General features: G+C 64.0%; 22 protein-coding genes. 15 read left to right on the forward strand and 7 right to left on the reverse strand.

The window, feature by feature from the left end; translation table 11 throughout:
* Positions 1–25 precede the first annotated feature (25 nt).
* From B2V17_RS03890 to mmsB, 5 genes are all read left to right on the forward strand, one after another.
* Entirely contained in the window at positions 26–601 is a 576-nt protein-coding gene (locus B2V17_RS03890) for a hypothetical protein (protein ID WP_292995399.1), read from the forward strand.
* Complete coding sequence (locus B2V17_RS03895; RefSeq protein ID WP_292995401.1) at positions 598–1,743, forward strand: acyl-CoA dehydrogenase family protein; 1,146 nt, start codon at positions 598–600, stop codon at positions 1,741–1,743. The genes B2V17_RS03890 and B2V17_RS03895 overlap by 4 nt, the downstream gene beginning before the upstream one ends.
* Positions 1,740–2,786 carry an enoyl-CoA hydratase/isomerase family protein gene (locus tag B2V17_RS03900; RefSeq protein ID WP_292995403.1) on the forward strand — a complete coding sequence of 349 codons (1,047 nt, stop codon included), beginning with the start codon at positions 1,740–1,742 and terminating at the stop codon, positions 2,784–2,786. The genes B2V17_RS03895 and B2V17_RS03900 overlap by 4 nt, the downstream gene beginning before the upstream one ends.
* A gap of 157 nt (positions 2,787–2,943) precedes the next feature.
* Positions 2,944–3,729, forward strand: a complete 786-nt coding sequence (locus tag B2V17_RS03905) for an enoyl-CoA hydratase-related protein (protein WP_292995405.1) — start codon at positions 2,944–2,946, stop codon at positions 3,727–3,729.
* A 63-nt stretch (positions 3,730–3,792) separates the two neighbouring features.
* On the forward strand, positions 3,793–4,713 hold the full coding sequence (gene mmsB / locus B2V17_RS03910; protein WP_414690756.1) for a 3-hydroxyisobutyrate dehydrogenase: 921 nt from the start codon (positions 3,793–3,795) through the stop codon (positions 4,711–4,713).
* On the opposite strand, the gene B2V17_RS03915 is transcribed toward mmsB, so the two are convergent.
* The 4 genes from B2V17_RS03915 to B2V17_RS03930 are packed head-to-tail and all read right to left on the reverse strand — an operon-like array spanning position 4,700 to position 8,779.
* Positions 4,700–5,428, reverse strand: a complete 729-nt coding sequence (locus B2V17_RS03915; RefSeq protein ID WP_292995506.1) for a 3'(2'),5'-bisphosphate nucleotidase CysQ — start codon at positions 5,426–5,428, stop codon at positions 4,700–4,702. The genes mmsB and B2V17_RS03915 overlap by 14 nt on opposite strands.
* Entirely contained in the window at positions 5,428–7,350 is a 1,923-nt protein-coding gene (cysN, locus tag B2V17_RS03920; RefSeq protein WP_292995409.1) for a sulfate adenylyltransferase subunit CysN, read from the reverse strand. The genes B2V17_RS03915 and cysN overlap by 1 nt, the downstream gene beginning before the upstream one ends.
* Entirely contained in the window at positions 7,350–8,285 is a 936-nt protein-coding gene (cysD, locus tag B2V17_RS03925) for a sulfate adenylyltransferase subunit CysD (RefSeq protein WP_292995411.1), read from the reverse strand. The genes cysN and cysD overlap by 1 nt, the downstream gene beginning before the upstream one ends.
* A gap of 41 nt (positions 8,286–8,326) precedes the next feature.
* Positions 8,327–8,779: a MaoC family dehydratase gene (locus B2V17_RS03930; RefSeq protein ID WP_292995413.1), complete on the reverse strand. Its 453-nt coding sequence runs from the start codon at positions 8,777–8,779 to the stop codon at positions 8,327–8,329.
* A gap of 184 nt (positions 8,780–8,963) precedes the next feature.
* On the opposite strand from B2V17_RS03930, the gene B2V17_RS03935 reads away from it, so the two are divergent.
* Positions 8,964–10,283 carry a sugar MFS transporter gene (locus B2V17_RS03935; RefSeq protein ID WP_292995415.1) on the forward strand — a complete coding sequence of 440 codons (1,320 nt, stop codon included), beginning with the start codon at positions 8,964–8,966 and terminating at the stop codon, positions 10,281–10,283.
* Positions 10,284–10,304: 21 nt separating this feature from the next.
* Here B2V17_RS03935 and B2V17_RS03940 read toward each other — a convergent pair whose 3' ends face one another.
* The gene (locus B2V17_RS03940; RefSeq protein WP_292995508.1) at positions 10,305–10,865 is read right to left on the reverse strand and encodes a YqgE/AlgH family protein; all 561 of its coding nucleotides are present in this window, start codon (positions 10,863–10,865) and stop codon (positions 10,305–10,307) included.
* 46 nt (positions 10,866–10,911) lie between these two features.
* Between B2V17_RS03940 and B2V17_RS03945 the strand changes: the two genes are divergently transcribed.
* The 9 genes from B2V17_RS03945 to B2V17_RS03985 all read left to right on the forward strand — a co-directional run bounded on the left by B2V17_RS03945 (position 10,912) and on the right by B2V17_RS03985 (position 19,195).
* A complete protein-coding gene (locus tag B2V17_RS03945) occupies positions 10,912–11,370 on the forward strand; it encodes a beta-lactamase hydrolase domain-containing protein (protein ID WP_292995417.1) in 459 nt (152 codons plus the stop codon).
* Between the two features lie 149 nt (positions 11,371–11,519).
* Complete coding sequence (gene rpmI / locus B2V17_RS03950; protein ID WP_088308183.1) at positions 11,520–11,723, forward strand: 50S ribosomal protein L35; 204 nt, start codon at positions 11,520–11,522, stop codon at positions 11,721–11,723.
* Between the two features lie 18 nt (positions 11,724–11,741).
* The gene (gene rplT / locus B2V17_RS03955; protein ID WP_292995422.1) at positions 11,742–12,101 is read left to right on the forward strand and encodes a 50S ribosomal protein L20; all 360 of its coding nucleotides are present in this window, start codon (positions 11,742–11,744) and stop codon (positions 12,099–12,101) included.
* A 182-nt stretch (positions 12,102–12,283) separates the two neighbouring features.
* Positions 12,284–13,174: a helix-turn-helix domain-containing protein gene (locus tag B2V17_RS03960; RefSeq protein ID WP_292995424.1), complete on the forward strand. Its 891-nt coding sequence runs from the start codon at positions 12,284–12,286 to the stop codon at positions 13,172–13,174.
* A 64-nt stretch (positions 13,175–13,238) separates the two neighbouring features.
* Entirely contained in the window at positions 13,239–14,126 is an 888-nt protein-coding gene (locus B2V17_RS03965) for a helix-turn-helix domain-containing protein (RefSeq protein WP_292995426.1), read from the forward strand.
* Between the two features lie 112 nt (positions 14,127–14,238).
* Positions 14,239–15,135 (forward strand): AraC family transcriptional regulator, encoded by an 897-nt coding sequence (locus B2V17_RS03970; protein ID WP_292995428.1) that lies wholly within the window; start codon positions 14,239–14,241, stop codon positions 15,133–15,135.
* 77 nt (positions 15,136–15,212) lie between these two features.
* Positions 15,213–16,310, forward strand: a complete 1,098-nt coding sequence (gene pheS / locus B2V17_RS03975) for a phenylalanine--tRNA ligase subunit alpha (RefSeq protein WP_292995430.1) — start codon at positions 15,213–15,215, stop codon at positions 16,308–16,310.
* Entirely contained in the window at positions 16,307–18,718 is a 2,412-nt protein-coding gene (gene pheT, locus B2V17_RS03980; RefSeq protein ID WP_292995432.1) for a phenylalanine--tRNA ligase subunit beta, read from the forward strand. The genes pheS and pheT overlap by 4 nt, the downstream gene beginning before the upstream one ends.
* Positions 18,719–18,736: 18 nt before the next feature.
* The gene (locus B2V17_RS03985; protein WP_292995434.1) at positions 18,737–19,195 is read left to right on the forward strand and encodes a DUF3617 domain-containing protein; all 459 of its coding nucleotides are present in this window, start codon (positions 18,737–18,739) and stop codon (positions 19,193–19,195) included.
* Positions 19,196–19,198: 3 nt separating this feature from the next.
* Here B2V17_RS03985 and B2V17_RS03990 read toward each other — a convergent pair whose 3' ends face one another.
* Both B2V17_RS03990 and aroC read right to left on the reverse strand, forming a co-directional pair.
* Complete coding sequence (locus B2V17_RS03990) at positions 19,199–19,492, reverse strand: hypothetical protein (protein WP_292995436.1); 294 nt, start codon at positions 19,490–19,492, stop codon at positions 19,199–19,201.
* 1 nt (position 19,493) lies between these two features.
* Positions 19,494–20,561, reverse strand: coding sequence for a chorismate synthase (gene aroC / locus B2V17_RS03995; protein WP_292995438.1), 1,068 nt, complete (start codon positions 20,559–20,561; stop codon positions 19,494–19,496).
* Positions 20,562–20,602 lie beyond the last annotated feature (41 nt).

A 20,602-nucleotide genomic window follows, 5' to 3' on the forward strand; every position in this document is an offset into this window, starting at 1 on the left:
CGGAAGGCGCCAGGGACGACCGATAGTGATCGACGCCCCTGGGACAATCGAAGGCATTTCCAGCGAGTTCGCAGTCCTTGAGCGAATGTTCGGAAAACGTGACATTGACTGGCGGTTGCATGATCGCTTGATCGATAAGCAACCGAACGGTCGGGTGATCGAGCGCTTCATCATCGGCCATCAAGGTGTGCGAAAAGAGGTCGAATTTGACATAACGTCGTTCTTTGGCATCGAATCTCAAGGAGAAATCGGTGCAATCATGCAGCGCACCAAGGAGCGTGCAGAACAAACTTCTCTGAGCATTTCTATACCGCTAGAAGTTAGTGCGACGTTGGCAATGGTGATCGTTGGGATAAAGAAGAACCCGCAGCTTGCAGTTAGGATGAAGGCTGACCGGATCGTGGCAGCAATGAATGAGGCGGCTTCGGGCGGCGTGGCTGCCGGTGACCTGCAAACCATCAGTTTGCCCCTATCGGTCTGGATCAATCTCCTTGGATTACTGAGATCTGTGAAGCCAAACACATTGCTTGACGAAGAACTGCTTGAAGACTTGAAAGCTTACATCGATGGTGGCCTCAAGTCCTCCCGGAGCAATAGATGACCGACCAATTTTCCCTCACCGAGGACCAGCTTGCGATCCAGGACATGGCGCGCAAGTTCACTGCCGACCGGATCACGCCCTTTGCGGCCGAGTGGGACGAGCAGAGCCACTACCCGGTCGACGTCTGGAAGGCCGCGGGCGAGCTGGGCTTTGGTGCGATCTATGTCTCCGAAGAGAACGGCGGGATTGGGCTGGGGCGGCTGGAAGCGGCGCTGATCATGGAGGCGATGGCCTATGGCTGCGCCGCGACCAGCTCGTACATCTCGATCCACAATATGGCGACCTGGATGATCGACACTTTCGGTTCGCCAGAGCTGAAGGCGCGGTTCTTGCCAGAGCTGGTCTCGATGGAAAAGATCGCCAGCTATTGCCTGACCGAACCGGGCAGCGGATCGGACGCGGCGGCGCTGAAAACCAGCGCGAAGCTCGACGGCGATCACTATGTGCTGAATGGCACCAAGCAGTTCATCTCAGGCGCGGGCTACAACGACATCTACGTCTGCATGGTCCGCACCAGCGACAACGGGGCCAAGGGCATCTCGTGTCTGGTAGTCGAGAAAGACACCCCCGGCCTGTCGTTTGGCGCGCCGGAGAAGAAGCTGGGCTGGAACTCCTCCCCAACCGCGCAGGTGGTGTTTGAGGACTGCCGGGTGCCGGTCGCCAACCGCGTTGGCGGCGAAGGCGAAGGGTTTCGCTTCGCCATGGCCGGGCTTGATGGCGGGCGGCTCAACATCGGCGCCTGCTCGCTCGGCGGAGCGCAGCGCTGTCTGGATGAGGCGGTGAAGTACACCAAGGAGCGCCAGCAATTTGGGCAGCCGGTCGCCGATTTCCAGAACACCCAGTTCATGCTGGCTGACATGGCAACCGATCTGGAGGCGGCCCGCGCGCTGCTCTACATGGCCGCCGCCAAGGTTACCGCGGGCGCGCCCGACAAAAGCCGCTTTTCCGCCATGGCCAAGCGCCTGGCGACCGACAGCGGCAGCAAGATCGTCAACGATGCGCTGCAGCTGTTCGGCGGTTATGGCTATCTGAAGGACTATCCGATCGAACGCTTCTGGCGCGACTTGCGCGTGCATTCGATCCTTGAAGGAACCAACCAGGTGATGCGGATGATTGTCGGCCGGGACCTGCTGCGCCAATGACCGATGAAATGATCATCCGCAGTGAGGGCGCCGCTGGCTTCCTCACCCTCAATCGCCCCAAGGCGATTCATGCGCTGACGCAAGGCATGGACCATGCTATGACCGAGGCACTGCTGACGTGGCGCGATGATCCCGCCGTGCAGGTGGTGATCATCGATCACAGCGAAGGCCGCGGCTTCTGCGCCGGGGGCGATATCGCGTTCCTGCGCAATTCGGCGCTGAACGATGGCGGCGTATCGGGTCGCAGGTTCTTCTACGAAGAATACCAGCTTAACCACCTGCTGATGACCTATCCCAAGTCCGTGGTGGCCTTCATGGACGGGATCACCATGGGCGGCGGCGTGGGGATCAGCCAGCCGGCAAAGTTCCGTGTCGCGACCGAGAACACCCGCTTTGCCATGCCCGAGACGGGCATTGGCCTGTTCCCCGATGTCGGCGGCGGCTGGCACTTGTCACGGCTTTCGGGCCGGATGGGCCAGTTTCTGGCGCTGACCGGCGCCCGGCTGGACGGCGCGGAATGCCTGTGGACGGGTCTCGCCACGCATTACCTGCCCCACGATGCGCTGGCCGATGCCAAGGAACGGCTGGTCCATGGCCACGATCCGGCGCAAGTTCTCGCCGCGCTGGCTGTCACCCCGCCGCCCGCGCGGATCGAAGCCAATGCCGCGCTGATCGCGAAGCACTTTGCCACGGACCGCTATGAAGACATTCTTGTCAGCCTCGAAGGCGACGACAGCGAATGGGCTGCCAAGGAACTGGCCACGCTTCGCACCAAATCACCCCAGACCTGCAAGGTCGCGCTGCGCCAGCTGCACGACAGCCTGGAGTGCAAGGACTTCGCCGAAAACATGGTGATGGAATACCGCATCGCCAGCCGCGTCCTCACCCGCCCCGATTTCGCCGAGGGGGTGCGCGCGGTAATTGTCGACAAGACGATGGATCCCAAGTGGGACCCGGCGACACCCGAAGGCGTCAGCGACGATCTGATCGAGAGCATTTTCGCGCCGCTGCCGGCGGATGAAGAATGGCGCCCACTGCCATAATCCTCGTCACCCTGAACTTGTTTCAGGGTCCATCGTGCCGCATGGACAAACGTTGGAATGAGGACCCGAACTCGCGGCAGGTTTCACCAGGCTTCGGGATAGAACGAGAAATGGACCCTGAAACAAGTTCAGGGTGACGAATCTGGAGTAGGCTTCGATGTCTAATTTCGAACACATCCTTACAGAACAGCGCGGCGGGGTCACGCTGATCACGCTCAACCGTCCGCAGGCGCTCAACGCGCTCAATTCGGCGGTGCTGGAAGAGCTGATCACGGCTTTCGCCGCGTTCGAGGCTGATCCCGGTCAGCGCTGTGCGGTGCTTACCGGCGCTGGCGAGAAAGCCTTTGCTGCGGGCGCCGACATCAAGGAAATGGCCGAGAAACCGGCCGCAGAGTTCTACTCCGCGGACTTTTTCAGCCGCTGGACCAGCCATCTGGTCAAGACCACTCGCAAGCCGTGGATCGCTGCGGTCAACGGCTTTGCCCTGGGCGGCGGGTGCGAGCTGGCGATGATGGCGGACTTCATCATCGCGAGCGAAAACGCGAAGTTCGGCCAGCCCGAAATCAAGCTGGGCGTGGCTCCCGGCATGGGCGGCAGCCAGCGGCTAACCCGCGCGGTGGGCAAGGCCAAGGCGATGGAAATGTGCCTGACCGGGCGGATGATGGGCGCCGAGGAAGCCGAGCGTTCGGGGCTGGTCGCCCGCGTCGTGCCGCTGGCCGATCTGGTTGAGGAAGCGGTCAAGACCGCCACCGAGATCGCCGCGATGCCGCCCTTGGCCGCGATCGCCAACAAGGAAATGGTCAACGCCGCGTTCGAAACCGGGCTGGATCAGGGAATCCTGATCGAACGCCGGATCTTCCAGGTCCTGACCGCGACCGAAGACAAGGCCGAAGGCATGGCCGCCTTCATCGAGAAGCGGCCGGGTGTGTGGAAGGGACGGTAGACAATCCCCCTCCCGCTTGCGGGAGGGGTTAGGGGTGGGTCAGTCGGCCTGTCCTGTGCAACTTTGGGAGAGTGGCCCACCCCCGGCCCCTCCCGCAAGCGGGAGGGGAGATTTATGAAAATCGCCTTCATCGGCCTCGGCAACATGGGCGGCGGGATGGCCGCGAACCTGGTCAAGGAGGGGCATGAAGTGCACGCCTTCGACCTCAGCGCAGAGGCCCTCGCCCGCGCGCGCGCGAATGGCTGCGCGGCCTACACTTCGGTGCGCGAGGCGGTGCAAGGTGCCGAAGCGGTAGTTTCGATGCTGCCCAATGGAAAGATTGTTGAGAGCGTCTACAGCGCCGAAGTGATCGGTCAGGCACCCGAAAGCGCGCTGCTGCTCGATTGCTCCACTATCGACGTCGATACCGCGCGCTCCGTCGAAGGCGAAGCGGCGGCCGCAGGTTATGCCATGGTTGATGCCCCGGTCTCGGGCGGCATTGCTGCCGCCAACGCCGGCACGCTGACCTTCATGGTCGGCGGAACGGCCGAAGCTTTTGCCCGCGCCGAGCCAATCTTGGCCGCCATGGGCAAGGCGGTGATCCATGCCGGAGCCAGCGGCGCGGGCCAGGCGGCAAAGATCTGCAACAACATGATCCTGGGCGCGACGATGATTGCCACTTGCGAGGCCTTTGCGCTGGCCGAAAAGCTCGGGCTGGACCTGCAGACCTTCTACGACATTTCCAGCAAGGCCTCAGGCCAGTCGTGGTCGATGACCTCTTATTGCCCGGTTCCCGGGGTCGGACCGGCAAGCCCGGCCGACAACGGCTACCAGGGCGGGTTCGCCGCGGCGCTGATGCTCAAGGATCTGAAGCTGGCGATGGAAGCGGCCGCAAGTGTCGGCGCCAAGGTGCCGATGGGCGCGCGGGCCGAGGAACTCTACGAGGCCTTCTCCGCCGCGGGCAACGGCGGCACCGACTTTTCGGGCATCATCAAAACGCTTTGACGGCGTCCAGCACTACCCCCGCCCATTCGCGCCGGCAGATCAGCAGATCGGGCATGTAGGTGTCCGACTGGTTGTAGACCAGCGGGCTGCCATCGACCCGGCTGACGTGCAGCCCGTGCGCTGCGGCCACGGCCACCGGCGCGCAGCTGTCCCATTCGAACTGGCCGCCGGTGTGGAGGTAGATCTCGGCTTCGCCGCGGACCACCGCCATGGCCTTGGCCCCGGCGCTTCCCATTGGCACCAGTTCGGCCCCCAATGCCTTGGCAACGGCCACGGCCTCAGCCGCCGGGCGGGTCCGGCTGACTAGCATCCGCGGAGTCTCGGCCATCGCCGGCAGGACTTCTGGTTGATCCGAACGCAGCACCAGCCCCAGCCCGGGCAGCGCGACGGCTCCATGGGTGGCGACGCCGCCGACCGCCAGGCCGACATGGACCGCCCAATCGGACCGCTCCTCGCCATATTCGCGGGTGCCGTCGACCGGGTCGACGATCCACACCCGGTCATGGGCAAGCCGCTCGAAGTTGTCCTTCTCCTCTTCGGAGAGAACGCCATCGTCGGGCCGCGCTTCGCGGATCGCGCGGACCAGGAACTGGTTGGCGGTCTGATCCCCGGCCAGCCCCAGCGCTTTGCCCGAAAAGACCCCGGCGCGGCGTACCTCGAGCAGGATCTGCCCGGCGTGGTGCGCCAGATGCGCGGCGAGCTCTCCGTCAGTCATCATTTCAGCGGCATCAGTTGCTGGATGATGTGTTCGGCCGCCTCGTCGGCGGTCATCTCGACCGTGTTGACCCGGATGTCGGGATTTTCCGGCGGCTCATAGGGGCTGTCGATCCCGGTGAAGTTCTTGAGCGCGCCCGAGCGGGCCTTCTTGTAGAGCCCCTTCACGTCGCGCGCTTCGGCCACCGCCAGCGGGGTATCGACGAAGATCTCGACAAACTCGCCCTCGGGCAGCATCGCGCGAACCATATCGCGTTCGGCCCGGAACGGCGAGATGAAGGCGGTCAACACAATCAGTCCGGCATCGGCCATCAGCTTGGCCACCTCACCAACCCGGCGGATATTCTCGATCCGATCGGCCTCGGTAAAGCCCAGGTCCTTGTTGAGCCCGTGACGGACATTGTCGCCATCGAGCAGGAAGGTGTGGCGGTTCATCAGATTGAGCCGCTTTTCGACCGCGTTGGCGATCGTGCTCTTGCCCGAACCCGATAGGCCGGTGAACCACAGCACCCGGGGCTGCTGGTTCTTCAGCGCGGCATGGGCCTCACGCGTGATGTCGATCGCCTGCCAGTGGACGTTCTGCGCCCGGCGCAGGCTGAAGTGCAGCATGCCTGCCGCGACCGTGGCATTGGTCAGCTTGTCGATCAGGATGAACCCGCCCAGCGCCCGGCTGTCGGCATAGTGTTCGAACACGATCGGCTTGTCGGTAACGATCTCCGCCACCCCGATCGCATTGAGATCAAGCGTCTTGGCCGCGATGTGCTCCATCGTATTGACGTTGACCGCGTACTTGGGCTGGTGAACCGTGACCGAAACCATCTGGCTGCCCAGCTTGAGCCAATAGGCCCGCCCGACCAGCAGCGGATCATCGGCGAGCCAGACCAGCGTCGTTTCGAACTGGTCAGCCGCTTCGGGCGGGGTGTCCGCAGCTGCGATGACATTGCCGCGCGAGCAGTCGATTTCGTCCGCCAGGCACAATGTGACCGATTGTCCGGCCACAGCTTCGTCCAGATCGCCATCGAGCGTCACGATCCGGCTGACCGTGCTGGTCTTGCCCGATGGCAGAACCCGGACCGCATCCCCCGCCCGAACCGAGCCACTGGCGATCAGGCCTGAGAAGCCCCGGAAATCGAGATTGGGCCGGTTGACCCACTGCACCGGCAGCCGGAATGGCTTTTCCGCATCGCGCGCCGAATTGACCTCAACGGTTTCGAGATGTTCGATCAGGCTTGGCCCGGAGTACCAGGGCGTGCTGGGGGACGGGGCTATGATGTTGTCACCCTTGAACCCCGAGATCGGCATCGCGGTAAAGCCCTCGATCCCGATGGTCTTGGCGAAGGCGGCGTAATCGGCAACGATTGCATCGTAGGCAGCCTGATCATAGCCGATCAGGTCCATCTTGTTCACCGCCAGCACCAGGTTGCGGATCCCGATCAGGTGGCAGAGATAGGAATGGCGCCGGGTCTGGACCAGCACGCCCTTGCGCGCGTCGACCAGGATCACCGCGAGGTCGGCGGTGCTCGCCCCGGTCACCATGTTGCGGGTATATTGCTCATGCCCCGGGCAATCTGCGACGATGAACTTGCGCTTTTCGGTGTTGAAGAAGCGGTAGGCGACATCGATCGTGATGCCCTGTTCGCGCTCTGCCGCCAGACCATCGACCAGCAGCGCAAAGTCGATTTCCTGCCCCTGGGTGCCGACCTTCTTCGAATCCGATTGCAGCGCGTCGAGCTGATCCTCGAAGATCATCTTGCTGTCATAGAGCAGCCGCCCGATCAGGGTGCTCTTGCCATCGTCCACCGACCCGCAGGTGATGAAGCGCAGCATATCCTTCTGCTGGTGCAGTTCGAGATAGGCGTCGATATCCTCGGCGATCAGCGCGTCGGTAACGTAGTTGGCCTGAGGGGCGTCCGGGGTGTCCATCAAAAGTACCCCTGCTGCTTCTTGATTTCCATGCCCGCGCCGCCGGCGTCCTTGTCGATCGCGCGGCCCTGGCGTTCGCTGGTCGTGGTCAGCAGGGTTTCCTGGATCACGTCCGAAAGCGTCGCGGCCTCGCTCTCAACCGCGCCAGTCAAGGGATAGCAGCCGAGCGTGCGGAACCGGATCGAGCGTTCGACCGGCACCTCGCCCTCCCGCAGCGGGAAGCGATCGTCATCGACCATCAGCAACAACCCGTCGCGTTCCACCGTTGGGCGCTTGTCCGCGAAATAGAGCGGCACAATCGGAATGTCGTTGAGCTGGATATATTGCCAGACGTCGAGCTCGGTCCAGTTGGAGATCGGGAAGACGCGGATGCTTTCGCCCTTGTGCTTGCGGGCGTTGTAGAGGTTCCACAGCTCGGGGCGCTGATTCTTGGGATCCCAGCCGTGGCTGGCAGTGCGGAAGCTGAAAATCCGTTCCTTGGCCCGGCTTTTTTCCTCATCGCGCCGCGCCCCGCCGAAGGCCGCGTCGAAGCCGTACTTGTCGAGCGCCTGCTTGAGCCCCTCGGTCTTCCACATGTCGGTGTGGAGCGCGCCGTGATCGAACGGGTTGATCCCGCGCGCCGCCGCTTCGGGGTTCTGGTATACCAGCAGGTCCATGCCGCTTTCCCGCGCCATCCGGTCGCGCAGTTCGTACATCGCCTGGAATTTCCAGGTGGTATCGACATGCAGCAGCGGAAACGGCGGCGGCGAGGGATAGAATGCCTTGCGCGCCAGGTGCAGCATCACCGCGCTGTCCTTGCCGACCGAATAGAGCATTACCGGCCGTTCGGCCTCGGCCACCACCTCACGCATGATGTGGATCGCTTCGGCTTCAAGGCGCTGGAGATGGGTCAGGCTGGCAGTCATCGCGGCTTCTCTAGCCGGGCGGGCCGCCAATTGCGAGACTAGCAAATCCTTGCCTGCCTCAAGCTGGGCTGTCAGCCGGGCTGCTTGCGCTGCAGGCCCGAACGCTTGCAGCTGGCCACCAGCTCGCCGCGCTGGTTCCAGGCTTCGTGACGGAAGGTGACTATCCCGGCATCGGGGCGCGACTTCGATTCCCTTAGTTCCAGCACTTCGGTGACGATGTTCAGCGTATCGCCGATAAACACCGGCTTGGGGAAGCGCACTTCATCCCAGCCGAGATTGGCGACCGCCGTGCCCAGCGTGGTATCACCCACACTGACCCCTACCATCAGGCTGAGCGTGAAGCATGAATTGACCAGCACCTGGCCATATTCGCTGCCCTTCATATATTCGGCATCGAGGTGGAGCTGGGCCGGATTGTGGCTCAGCGTCGTGAACAGCAGGTTGTCGGTCTCGGTCACGGTGCGGCGGATCGCGTGCTCGAAGCGCTGTCCCACCGAAAGTTCGTCAAACCACAAGCCTGCCATCGTCACTCTCCTGTCAGGCCCGATCCTAACAGCGCCGAACGCTGCTTGCCAGCGAGAGGCGCTTAAGAGGTGACAGGCTATCATGTGAACGTTATCATAGCTGGGCATACTCATACGTATGCCTCTGGACATTACGACGAGCGGCGGCATGACTGCCGGCACACAAATCAAGGGGAGAGGGTCAATGGCTGCACCAATACCGGCGTCGGCAGGCGCAAGCAGCGGCGGAAGCGCGGGAGGCAAGACCGGGATCGTCCTGGCGCTGGCCTTCGCAGTGTTCTTCCTGCTGGGCGGGGTGACCAACATCAACGACCTCCTGGTCGGCAAGTTCAAGCCGATGTTCCACCTGACTCACGCCCAGGCCAATCTGGTGCAGATGGCCTTCTTCATTGCCTATGCGCTGTGCTCGATCCCGGCCGGAATCGTGATGAGCAAGCTGGGCTATATCCGCACATTCGTGCTGGGCTTCGTGATGGTGGCGGCTGCGGCGTTCCTGTTCATCCCGGCCTCGGCCTCGGCCTCATACCCTGGCTTCCTCGCCGCCTTGTTCTTCATCGGCGCGGGGATTACCGTGCTGCAGGTGGCGATGAACCCGATCATTACCACGCTGGGGCCGGCCGAAACCTCGCACAGCCGCCTGACCTTCGCCCAGGCCTTCAATTCGATCGGGGTGTTCCTGATGGTCTATGGCGGGGCAACGTTCCTGCTTGGCGATTCGACTCCGATCGATGCCGAAACTGCGACCGAAGCCCAGATCCAGGCTTATCGCGTGGCCGAAGGTGCTTCGATCGGCCAGGCCTATACCTGGCTCGGCATCATCATGCTGGCGATCGCCGCGCTGTTCTGGACCTTCCGTTCGGCAATCGATCACGCCAAGGCCGACGACGCGAAGGTGGAAGGCACACTGGGCCTGTTCCTCCACAACCGCCGGGTCCAGCTCGGCGCGCTGTGCATCTTCATGTACGTCGGTGCCGAGGTGGCGATCGGATCCAACCTGATCGCCTATCTGGGCGATGCCAGCGTCATGGGCCTGGGCCTTGAGGCCGCGGGCAAGCTGGTCGCGATGTACTGGCTCGGCGCGCTGGTGGGGCGTCTGCTTGGCGGGTTCATCCTGCGTCTGGCCAAGCCGGGGCGCGTGCTGACTGCATTTGCCGCCGGAGCGATCGGGCTGATCCTGATCTCGGCAGTCTCAACCGGGCACGTCTCGGGCTATGCGCTGATCGTGGTCGGCTTCTGCAATTCGCTGATGTTCCCGACGATCTTCAGCCTCGGGACCGAGGGACTGGGCGAACAGACCCCGCAAGGCTCGGGCATTCTCTGCACCGCCATTGTCGGCGGGGCCTTTGTGCCTTGGATTTTCGGAACCGTTGCCGACGTTACCGGCAATATCCGGATGGGGCTGATCGTGCCGGTGATCTGCTATGCGATCATCGCCATGTTCGGGCTGTGGGCGGTTCGCAACCCCAGCACCGGCAAAGGCAGTGAAGGCCCGGTCTACGATTGACCGATCGGCAGCTGGACGGGTTCAGGCCCGTCCGGTCTCGCCGGCCAGCAGCGCCGGATCAATCCCGGCGCTGCGCCAGCAGGCGTCCCAGCGATCTTCGGCCGGTGTGCCGAACAGCACCGCCTCGCTGCCGTCCAGCACCTGCCAGCCGTGGCGCTGCAACTCGCCCTCGATCTGCCCGCCGCTCCACCCGGCATAGCCGAGCGCGATCAGGAAGCGGCTTGGTCCGCGGCCTTCGGCAATAGCGCGAAGGACTTCGAGCGAGCCGGTCATCGCGCAGAGGCTGTCGGCCAGGATCGTCCCGCCCCCCTGCCAGTCCGGCGAATGAAGCACGAAGCCGCGCTGCCGTTCGACCGGGCCGCCATCGAGCACCGCGCAATCGGGCGCTTCGCCGGGATCGATATCCAGATCTTCCAGCAGCGCATGCAGGCCCAGACCTTCGCGGACCTTGCCGATCCCGATCCCCAGCGCGCCCTCAACATCGTGGACCATCATTGCGATCGCTGCACGGCGAAAGCGCGGATCGCCCATCCCCGGCATGGCGAGCAGGAACTTTCCGGCGAGTGATCCCGATTCGGTCATGCCGTGCAGGATAGCCACGGTGCGTGCCACTTGCTATTCCCGCGCCATGTCCGATCCCGAAGACATCCGCGGCTGGCAAAGGCTGGACGCAACGACGACGACCTCGGGCCGGTTGGAACAAGGCGATCCCGCGCGACTGGCCGCGCTCGGCGTGGGTCACGTGATCAACCTGGCGCTGGACGATCACCCTGAAGCCCTGCCCGATGAAGAGCGGCGCCTGTCCGCCGAAGGCATCGGCTACACTCACATTCCGGTGCCATTCGATGCCCCGGGCGAGGATCACCTCGCCGCCTTCGAAGCAGCCCTCGCTTCAGCCGACGGCCCGGTCCACGTCCACTGCATCATGAACTGGCGGGTTTCGGCGTTTTTCTATCGCCTCAATCGCGCTGCCGGGATGGACGATGCGGCAGCGACCGCGCTGATGGCCAGGCAATGGGACCCGCGCACCAGCGAGGATCCGCGCGCTGCAGTCTGGGCAGACTTCCTCAATCAGGCCGATCGTTAGCGTTCAAACCCGCCGGAATGCGTGAAAGACTTGCCTTTCACCCGATTCGCCATTAGGGGCGCGCGCTTCAACCGACACGAATTCGATGATCGGCCTGGCCAACTAGGGCTGCCATGGCGGATCGGACGTGTCTCGACAAGGAGACCAAAATGCCCAAGCTCAAGACCAAGAGCGGCGTCAAAAAGCGCTTCAAGCTCACCGCTACCGGCAAGATCAAGCACGGCGCGGTTGGCAAGCGGCACCGTTTGATCAGCCACAACGCCAAGTACATCCGCCAGCATCGCCGCACCGACACGATCTCTGACGCAGATGCGAAGACGATCAAGAAGTGGGCGCCCTACGGGCTCGGCTGAAACTAGGAGTACGGATAGATGGCACGTGTCAAAAGGGGTGTAACCACCCGCGCCAAGCATAAGCGGCTTCTCGAACAGGCCGCCGGTTACCGGGGTCGCCGCAAGAACACCATTCGCGTCGCGCGTCAGGCGGTCGAAAAGGCCGGCCAGTACGCTTATCGCGACCGCAAGGTTAAGAAGCGGACTTTCCGCGCCCTGTGGATCCAGCGCATCAACGCTGCGGTCCGCGCCGAAGGCCTGACCTATTCGCAGTTCATCCACGGCACCAAGCTGGCGGGCCTTGAGCTTGACCGCAAGGCCATGGCCGATCTGGCGATGAACGAAGGCGGGATCTTTTCGGCGGTGATCGCCCAGGCCAAGGCAGCTCTGCCGGCCTGAGCCAATCCCTGACGGGACCAGAAAAGCGCGGAAGCAGCCTCGGCCGCTTTCGCGCTTTTCCTGTTTTGCCCCCCAATTGGGTATTGTCCCCAGCGGCACTTTGATAGAACCTAGCGCTGCCGACCGGAGGGACCTGCCATCCGGGCGGATGGTGCGCGCGTGAACATTTCAAAGACCGACCCATGTTGAAGCAGGGCCTGACCGATGCCGTCAGCACGCGCTTCTTCATGCCTTCGGCAGCGCTGAAGCCCTATATCTCGACCTATTACCTGAGCGAGTTCGCGATCCGGCCGGGTGAACCGGTGTCGGACTGGCTGCATCCCGAATGGGGCAACATCCGCCTGGCCGAAGCGCCGGCCTGGCGTTTTGCCGTCGGCGGCAGGGACTATGACAGTCTGGGCCTGGCGATCGGGACCGGGCCGACCAGCCAGGCCACTCATTTCGTGATCGAAGCACCGACCAGGGTCTGGGGCATCGGCATCCTGCCGCAGGGCTGGCTGCGCCTGGTCGATACACCGGCCCAGCGACTGGCAGACATGACCGTCGATTGCGCTTCGCAATCCCCGTTCGGGGACTTTTCCGGCCTGCACGCAATCCTGTTCAACGGCCGGAACGATCCCCATGCCGAGGCTGCGCGGATCGACGCCTACTTGCTGGCCCTGCTGGACCGCCGCCCGGCACACGAGGACGAGGAGCGGATTCGCCTTGCGCATGCAGCCCTGGTCGATGACGATATCGCTTCGGTCAGCGATCTGGCCGAACGAATCGGCATCTCCTCCCGCTCGCTTGAACGACTCAGCCTGCGGGCCTTCGGGTTCTCGCCCAAGCTGCTGCTGCGCCGCCAGCGGTTCCTGCGCAGCCTCGCTCAGTTCATGCTCGATCCCTCACTGACCTGGATCAGGACGCTCGATTACCAATATGTCGATCAGGCCCATTTCGTGCGTGACTTCAAACGGTTCATGACGATGAGCCCGAGCACCTATGCCGCGCTTGATCACCCGGTGCTGCGATCGGCGGCGCGGGCGCGGGCCGTCGCGGCCGGAGCCGCCGTCCAGGCCCTGCACCAACCCTGATCCCAACTTGTAAATTGTGCGGTGCTGGGGCAGTTTCACCGCAACAAAAACAGGGGGAACGCCGGTGTCGTCAGACCTGACCGTCGACGTGCATTTTTTCCTCGCGCCAGCAGACCTGCGCCAATACCTGACCGCGTTCTGCCTGATCAATTTCTCCGCACCGGACGGGGCAATGATTCCCGATGCGCTGCTGCCGGAATGGGGCAACCTGCGCTTCTTCAACGGGGTCGCTCCCGAGGCCTGGATCGAAGGCGGCGACCGCTTGTCCGGTGCGCATTTCGTGGCCACCGGCCCAAGCTCCTGCTGCGTCAACTTCTGCCAGGGTACCACCCGTCTGTGGGGAGCGGGACTGCTTCCGCTTGGCTGGGCGCAGTTCGTCAGGGCCCCGGCCGGCGACCTTGCCAACCGCCTGGTGGACGGCACCCGCCATCCGGCCTTTGCCCATTTCACCCCGCTGCTGACCGACCTGCACCGCACCCCGCACAATATCGAAGCAGAGCTTGACCGCTTTATTGAATTCTTCCGCGTGCTCAATCGCCGCGCGCACCGCGAACAGCAGCGAATCGAGGCGATCCATGCCGCGATGCTCGATCCCGCCGTATCCAAGGTCGCCGAACTGTGCGAACGGACCGGTCTGGGCCAGCGCACGATCGAGCGGACCACCCATGCCGCCTTCGGCTTTTCCCCCAAAGTGCTGCTGCGCCGCCAGCGGCTGATGCGCAGTCTGGCCCGCTTCATCCTCGATCCCAACCGCAAATGGACCGGCGCGATCGACGACCTCTATTCCGATCAACCGCAATTCATCCGCGATTTTCATGACTTCATAGGAATGAGCCCGCGCGAATATGCCACAATGCCGCACCCGATGGTGATCCCCTTCATCAAGGCCCGGGCCAAGACGTTTGGCGATGCCCTGCAAACAATGCACGTTGTCGCCGACGAGAGCGAATAGCCCCGCGCCAAACCGTGTGGAATCAATCCAAGCTACGGCTGCCTACTTGCCTGTCCCAACAGCGCGGGTCATAAGGGGCTCGCAACCAAGAACCATAAAGGTCGTTGAAACCGTGTCGTCCGCTCAACCAGTAGAGGTGCGGTTCTATCCGCCGCCGGAAGATTTGCGTGGGTACTTCACGACGTTCTACTATACCGAGATCGATCCAGGTGAAGCCGGCGTTATTTATGACAGCCTGCATCCCGAATGGGCCGGGGTGCGGTTCTTCTCGCCAGGTATGAAACGCTGCTGGTTCGATGGCGGTAGTGAACTTGCCGATGCCCGCTTTATCGCGACCGGCCCGTCCAGCCATCCGCTCCATTTCGAAGTGTCGAAGACCCGGATCTGGGGCGTAGGCCTGTTGCCTTTGGGCTGGGCCAAATATGTCGATCAGCCGGCCTCGGAATGTGCGAACTGGGTTTGCGATGGTTATACCCATCCTGCCACCGCGCATCTCACGCCGTTGGCCGACACCATCTATGGCGATGAACCCGATGAAGCCGCCGAGCTGCGGCGGATCATTACCTTCTTCCGCAATCTTGAGCGCCCGGATCCGGTTGACGAGAACCGCATCCTTGCGGTCCACGCCGCGCTGGTCGACACGCAGGTTGCAACCGTCAACGATCTGGTTGAGCGCGTTGCCGCCAGCCAGCGCACGGTAGAGCGGCTGTGCCATCGTTATTTCGGCTTTTCGCCCAAGCTGCTCTTGCGCCGCCAGCGGTTCATGCGCAGCCTGGCCCAATTCATGCTCGATCCCTCGCTCAAGTGGATCGGGGCCATGGATCCGAACTATCACGACCAGGCCCAGTTCGTGCGCGACTTCCGGGAATTCATGGGCATGGCTCCGCGCGAATATGCGGCCCAGCCGCACCCCGTGCTGGAACGTTTCCTGCACGAACGGATGAAGGCCCATGGCGCCCCGGTGCAGACGCTCGACAAGCCGAGCATGGCACCCGTTCGGGTCGCCTGAAACAAAGCCGTTTTGACTTGACGCACCGCCCCGCTAAAGGCGGGTTCGTTTTCGGCTGAACAGGTGGAATTTCGACAGTGGATCACGCAGCAACCCGCGAAGAAGCGCTGGCGCGCATTGCCGCCGCGCAGGATTTGGGCACGCTGGAAGCCTTGCGGGTCGAATTTCTCGGCAAGCAGGGCTCGATCTCGGGCCTGCTGAAGACCCTGGGCGCAATGTCGCCGGAAGAGCGCCAGGTCGCCGGACCGCAGATCCACAGCCTGCGTGAAAGCGTTACCGAGGCGCTGGCCACCCGCAAGTCCGGGCTGGAAACAGCGGCGCTCGATGCCCAGCTGGCAAGTGAAGTCATCGACCTGACCCTCCCCGCACCCGAGACCCCGCGCGGGACGATCCATCCGGTCAGCCAGGTGATGGACGAACTCGCCGAGATCTTCGCCGACATGGGCTTCTCGGTCGCGACCGGACCCGAGATCGAGGACGACTGGCACAATTTCACCGCGCTCAACATTCCCGAAAGCCACCCGGCCCGGGCGATGCACGATACCTTTTACTTCCCGGACAAGGATGCCGAGGGCCGCGCGATGCTGCTGCGCACCCACACCAGCCCGGTCCAGATCCGGGCCATGCTGGCCCAGGGCGCGCCGATCCGGATCATTGCCCCGGGGCGGGTCTATCGCAGCGATTCCGACGCAACCCACACCCCGATGTTCCATCAGGTCGAAGGCCTGGTGATCGACCGGAATATCACGCTCGGCCACCTCAAATGGACGCTCGAAACCTTTCTCAAAGCCTTTTTCGAGCGCGAAGACATCGTGCTGCGCCTGCGCCCCAGCTACTTCCCCTTCACCGAGCCTTCGGTCGAAGTCGATGTCGGCTTTGCGCTGGTGAACGGCAAGCGCGTGCTCGGCGGATCGGGCGATGAACCCGGCCACGGCTGGATGGAACTGCTCGGCTCAGGCATGGTCAATCGTAAGGTGATCGCGGCCGGGGGGCTCGACCCCGATGAGTGGCAGGGCTTTGCTTTCGGCGTCGGCGTGGACCGGCTCGCCATGCTGAAATATGGCATGGACGATCTGCGCGCCTTCTTTGACGGGGACGTGCGCTGGCTGGCGCATTACGGCTTCTCGCCGCTGGATGTGCCGACCCTTTCCGCCGGCGTGGGAGCACGGGCATGAAGTTCTCGCTGACCTGGCTCAAGGACCACCTCGAAACCGAGGCTTCGGCCGAAGAGATTTCGGCCGCGCTCAATGGCGTCGGGCTCGAGGTCGAGGGGATTGAAAACCCGGCTGACAAGCTTGGCGGATTCGTGGTCGCCAAGGTGCTGACCGCCGCCCGCCACCCCAATGCCGACAAGCTGCAGGTCCTTACCGTCGATACCGGCTCGGGCGATCCGCTGCAGGTAGTCTGCGGCGCGCCCAATGCCCGCGCCGGCATGATCGGCGTGCTCGGCCTCGCTGGCGCGGTAGTGCCCAATGGCGGGTTCGAGCTCAAGAAGAGCGCGATCCGCGGGGTCGAATCGAACGGGATGATGTGCTCGGTCGCCGAACTGGGACTGGGCGACGATCACGACGGGATCATCGAGCTGCCAGGCGATGCCCCGGTCGGCATGGCCTTTGCCGAATATCACGGCGCCGATCCGGTGTTCGACGTAGCGATCACCCCCAACCGGCCCGACTGCATGGGCGTTTACGGCATCGCCCGTGATCTCGCTGCGTTCGGACTCGGCACGCTCAAGCCGATCGCGGTGCAACAGGTTCCCGGTAGCTTCCCCTGCCCCTTGCCGATCCGCACCGACGATCCGCAAGGCTGCCCGGCCTTCTATGGCCGCGCGATCCGCGGCGTGAAGAACGGTCCCAGCCCGCAATGGCTGCAGGACCGCCTGAAGAGCGCGGGCCAGCGTCCGATTTCGGCGCTGGTCGACATCACCAACTATGTGATGCTGGCCTATGGCCGTCCGGCCCATGCCTATGATCTGGCCCAGCTGTCCGGCGCGATTTTCGCGCGCCGCGCGGTCGAGGGCGAGACGGTGCTGGCGCTCAACGGCAAGGAATACACCCTCACCTCCGAGATGACCGTGATCGCCGATGACAAGGGCGTGCACGACATCGCCGGGATCATGGGCGGTGAACATTCCGGCTGCAGCGACGCGACCACCGACGTTCTGCTGGAAGTAGCCTACTTCGATCCGACCCGGATCGGCGACACCGGGCGAAACCTCAACCTCACTTCAGATGCCCGCCAGCGGTTCGAGCGTGGGGTCGATCCGGCCTTCCTCGATGCCGGTCTGGCGCTACTGACCGAGCTGATTGTCGAGATTTGCGGCGGCGAGCCGAGCGAGATCATTCGCGCCGGCACGCCCCCTGCCGGGATCAGGGAAGTGGCCTTGGAACCGGCGCTGGTCGAGCGGCTGGGCGGGGTCGCGATTGCCGAGGACGAGCAGGTCCGCATCCTTGCCGCGCTGGGCTTTCACAGCACCCGGGTCGAGATCGGCCAGGGCCGCAAGACCTGGCGGGTTCAGGTGCCGACCTGGCGCCCCGATGTCGACGGCGGCCCGGACCTGGTCGAGGAAGTGGTCCGGATTCACGGGCTGGACAACATCGCCAGTACCCCGCTGCCCCGCGCCGATGGCGTGGTCCGTCCCACTGCGACTGCCGAACAGCTGCTCGAACGCCGAGTCCGCCGCGCTGCTGCCGCGCTGGGCCTGCACGAAGCGATCACCTGGTCGTTCATTTCCGAGCGCGAGGCCGAGGCCGTCGGCGCCCTTCGACAGGCTCAGGGTGAGCGGTTGTGGGTGCTGCAGAACCCGATCAGCGAAGACATGAAGGTGATGCGGCCCTCGCTGCTGCCCGGTCTGCTCTCTGCCGTGCGCCGCAACATGGATCGCGGGGCCAGCTCGGTCCGGCTGTTCGAACTGGGCCGCCGCTATCTGGCCGATGGCGAGCACCCGACGCTGGTGCTGGTCCTCGCCGGTGAGCGCTCGCCGCGCAGCTGGCAAGGCGGCAAGGCGCAGGGTTTTGACGCCTTCGACGCCAAGGCTGCCTGCCTCGAACTGCTGCGGGTCGCCGGAGCGCCGGTCGACAACCTGCAGGTGATGGGCGAAGCGGGCGATACCTATCATCCCGGCCAGTCGGCCACCTTGCGGCTGGGGCCCAAGGTGCAGCTGGCCAGCTTCGGCATGGTCCATCCCTCCACGCTGAAGGCCTTCGATATCGGCGTGCCGGTGGCCGTGGCGGGGATCCACCTCGATGCGATTCCGGCGAAGAAGGCGAGCGGCTTTGCCCGCAGCGCCTATGCCCCCCCCGCCTTGCAGGCGGTGACGCGCGACTTTGCCTTCCTGGTCGATGCCGCGCTGCCGGCGGGAGACCTTGTCCGCACGGTCAAAGGTGCGGACAAGGCCAACATCGTGGCAGTGCGCCTGTTCGACGACTTCCGAGGGGCGGGCGTGCCGGAAGGGCAGAAGAGCCTGGCGGTCGAAGTCACGCTGCAACCGGGCGAGAAGAGCTTCGACGACGTCGAACTCAAGGCGATTGCCGAGCGGGTGACCGCGGCGGCGGCGAAGCTGGGCGGGGTCCTGCGGGGCTAATCCAACGTGGAGGGCGTAATGCAGGCAAAGGCTCTGTTGACGATTCCTGTCGCTGTGCTGTGCTGCAGCGCTGCCGAGCCTGAGGCACAATACCAGCTTGGCGGGGAATGGGCCGTCACGATCACACCGCTGCAGCTTCCTGAAGCAGCCAAGGGTGCCAAGGGCTATACCAAGACATCGTGCAAGCCATCGCTGACCGAAGCCGCGTTTCCTGTCGTGGGGCGGGAAAAGGAGCTGGCGCCAGGAGTCATTTGCCGGGTGGTCGAGGTGAGCCCTTTCGACGCGCCCTATCGCCGGGTCGATCAATGCCGCACGGCAAGCAATCCCGATGCGCGGCGGATCACCTATGTTGGCACCCACAGCCCGACGCGGTATTCGCTGACGATCACGACCGAAGTTCCCGGCCGAAAAGACCTGGTCGTGGTGGTGCGTGAAGACGGTGAGCGCAAGGGCCCTTGCTCCGCAGCGGGCACCTGAAGCCTAAAGCCCGCGCGAAAGCGCCAGAACCTTTTCGTACAAATCCGGCGCGGCTTCGCTGCGGACCAGCATGACGGCATGGTTCAGCCGGACCCGGCGATCGGCGGCACTTTTGGAGATTGCCGCAAGCTGACCCAGCACCTGCTGCCGGGTTGCGCCCCGGCCCATCGCGGCGCTGGCCAGCAATTCGGCCAGCCGCTGCTGACCTGGATCGGCATCGAGCCGGGTCTGGCGCTGATGGTTGAACCACCAGAGCAAACCGACAAAAACGAGGATTGCGGCGAAGTAGCCGGCCATCTCAGCCGCACTGTCCCCGATGGAGCAGTTTGTGATCGGCCAGGACGAGCGCCATCATCGCCTCCACCACCGGCACCCCGCGAATGCCGACGCAGGGGTCGTGGCGGCCTTTGGTGCGGATTTCGGCGGCCTGCCCGTCGCGGTCGATCGTCTCCACCGGGGTCAGGATCGAGCTGGTCGGTTTGAACGCCACCCGCACCTTGACCGGCTGGCCGGTGCTGATCCCGCCCGCGATCCCGCCGGCGTGGTTGGCGGTGAATACCGGGCCGTCATTGCCGGGCCGCATCGGATCGGCATTGCCCTCTCCGGTCAGCCGCGCGGCTGCGAAACCGTCGCCGATCTCCACGCCCTTGACCGCGTTGATCCCCATCATCCCGGCCGCCAGATCGGCATCGAGCTTGCCATAGAGCGGCGCGCCCCAGCCGGCCGGAACGCCGATCGCCAGGCATTCGACCACCCCGCCGACCGAGGATCCGGCCAGCCGCGCATCGTCGACGATCTTTTCCCAGCGAATGGCCGCTGCTGCGTCGGGGCAGAAGAACGGATTGCGGGCAATTTCGTCCGCATTGAAATTGGCCGGATCGATGGCGTCACCGCCGATCTCGGAGACGTAGCCGAGGATTGCCACTTCCGGGATGACCAGCCGCGCAACAGCTCCTGCCGCGACCCGCGCCGCAGTTTCGCGGGCGGACGAACGCCCGCCGCCGCGATAGTCGCGGAATCCGTACTTGGCGTCATAGGCATAGTCGGCATGGCCGGGGCGATAGGCCTTGGCGACTTCGGAGTAGTCCTTGCTTCGCTGATCGACATTCTCGATCATCAGCGAAATGGGCGTGCCTGTGGTGCGCCCCTCGAACACGCCGGACAGGATCCGCACCGTGTCCGGCTCCTGCCGCTGGGTGGTGAACTTCGATTGCCCCGGTCGCCGCGCGTCGAGGAACGGCTGGATCGCCGCCTCGCTCAATTCCAGCCCCGGCGGGCAGCCATCGACCACGGCGCCCAGCGCCGGCCCGTGGCTTTCGCCCCAGGTGGTGAAACGCAGCAAGCGGCCGAAGGTGTTGATGGACATGGCGCAAGGCTTTGGCCAAATTCTGGGCATTGCGCAAGCAC

This window comes from Novosphingobium sp. UBA6272 (assembly GCF_002440635.1).
Classification (GTDB): Bacteria; Pseudomonadota; Alphaproteobacteria; order Sphingomonadales; family Sphingomonadaceae; genus Novosphingobium.

Coding starts and splice junctions, on each gene's coding strand:
- B2V17_RS03895 (WP_292995401.1), top strand. CDS start 598: ATGACCGACCAATTTTCCCTCACCGAGGACCAGCTTGCGATCCAGGAC.
- B2V17_RS03900 (WP_292995403.1), top strand. CDS start 1,740: ATGACCGATGAAATGATCATCCGCAGTGAGGGCGCCGCTGGCTTCCTC.
- B2V17_RS03905 (WP_292995405.1), top strand. CDS start 2,944: ATGTCTAATTTCGAACACATCCTTACAGAACAGCGCGGCGGGGTCACG.
- B2V17_RS03915 (WP_292995506.1), bottom strand. CDS start 5,428: ATGACTGACGGAGAGCTCGCCGCGCATCTGGCGCACCACGCCGGGCAG.
- cysN (WP_292995409.1), bottom strand. CDS start 7,350: ATGGACACCCCGGACGCCCCTCAGGCCAACTACGTTACCGACGCGCTG.
- B2V17_RS03930 (WP_292995413.1), bottom strand. CDS start 8,779: ATGGCAGGCTTGTGGTTTGACGAACTTTCGGTGGGACAGCGCTTCGAG.
- B2V17_RS03935 (WP_292995415.1), top strand. CDS start 8,964: ATGGCTGCACCAATACCGGCGTCGGCAGGCGCAAGCAGCGGCGGAAGC.
- B2V17_RS03940 (WP_292995508.1), bottom strand. CDS start 10,865: ATGACCGAATCGGGATCACTCGCCGGAAAGTTCCTGCTCGCCATGCCG.
- B2V17_RS03945 (WP_292995417.1), top strand. CDS start 10,912: ATGTCCGATCCCGAAGACATCCGCGGCTGGCAAAGGCTGGACGCAACG.
- rpmI (WP_088308183.1), top strand. CDS start 11,520: ATGCCCAAGCTCAAGACCAAGAGCGGCGTCAAAAAGCGCTTCAAGCTC.
- rplT (WP_292995422.1), top strand. CDS start 11,742: ATGGCACGTGTCAAAAGGGGTGTAACCACCCGCGCCAAGCATAAGCGG.
- B2V17_RS03960 (WP_292995424.1), top strand. CDS start 12,284: ATGTTGAAGCAGGGCCTGACCGATGCCGTCAGCACGCGCTTCTTCATG.
- pheT (WP_292995432.1), top strand. CDS start 16,307: ATGAAGTTCTCGCTGACCTGGCTCAAGGACCACCTCGAAACCGAGGCT.
- B2V17_RS03985 (WP_292995434.1), top strand. CDS start 18,737: ATGCAGGCAAAGGCTCTGTTGACGATTCCTGTCGCTGTGCTGTGCTGC.
- B2V17_RS03990 (WP_292995436.1), bottom strand. CDS start 19,492: ATGGCCGGCTACTTCGCCGCAATCCTCGTTTTTGTCGGTTTGCTCTGG.
- aroC (WP_292995438.1), bottom strand. CDS start 20,561: ATGTCCATCAACACCTTCGGCCGCTTGCTGCGTTTCACCACCTGGGGC.